At 65.2% G+C, this 768-nt stretch carries 1 protein-coding gene; it reads right to left on the minus strand.

Annotated features, from left to right (window positions below; genetic code table 11):
• Positions 1-321: 321 nt before the first annotated feature.
• Positions 322-660, minus strand: coding sequence for a DUF5959 family protein (locus tag ACFW6B_RS37660; RefSeq protein WP_386603738.1), 339 nt, complete (start codon positions 658-660; stop codon positions 322-324).
• Between the last annotated feature and the right edge of the window lie 108 nt (positions 661-768).

The raw sequence follows: 768 nt of genomic DNA on the forward strand, positions 1-768 counted from the left end.
CACCACCCCCACGCCACCCCCCACACCACCACCCACACCACCACCCACACCACCACCCACATCACCGGCCACCAACAAAACACCACCATCTTCACCGCCACCATCACCACCACACCCCAATAACCCCCCACCCCCAACCCCCCACCCCGCACCCCACAGCCCGGACACCAACCCCAACACCACCCAGCGTTAGGTCGTGGAACGTGCCTCGCCCACCTGCACTGGTTCCGTCGTCTGCCCGTCCACCGGGAAATCCGCGACGACATCCACGAAGGCTTCCTCGCCCCCGGATGCGCACTCATCTGCCGACGGCGCCTGAACTTATTGCCAGTAGCTTCTTGACCGCGGTGTCGTGACGACCTGGTTCGGCCATGTCTGCCGCACCCGACCGAGTTGCTCTCGCAGGCTGTCCAACCAGCCGTCTCCCGGGTCCAGAACGACGCGGATCGAAACGCCGGACTCAGCGCTGTCGTCCACCGTGACGATGGGGCGGGGCATCGAGAACTGCCTGTCGATCGCCATCCGGATCTCGGTCTCGCCCATGACCGGCCAGCGGATGACCTGCCCGCTGGAGAGCTCGTCCAAAGCCGTCGACCAGTCGTCCATGGCTTCCGGTGACAGCAGCCGCGTCGGGCCATCCGTGCGGAGGGTTCCCTGCACGACAGCGCCGCCAAGCGGGGAACCCCCACGCCGCAGGGGCGGTATGTGGTTATGTGTAAGAAATAACACGACCACAACACCACAACACACACGGAATAGGGAGTGGGG

This window comes from Streptomyces sp. NPDC058751, from assembly GCF_042746485.1.
Classification (GTDB): Bacteria; Actinomycetota; Actinomycetes; order Streptomycetales; family Streptomycetaceae; genus Streptomyces.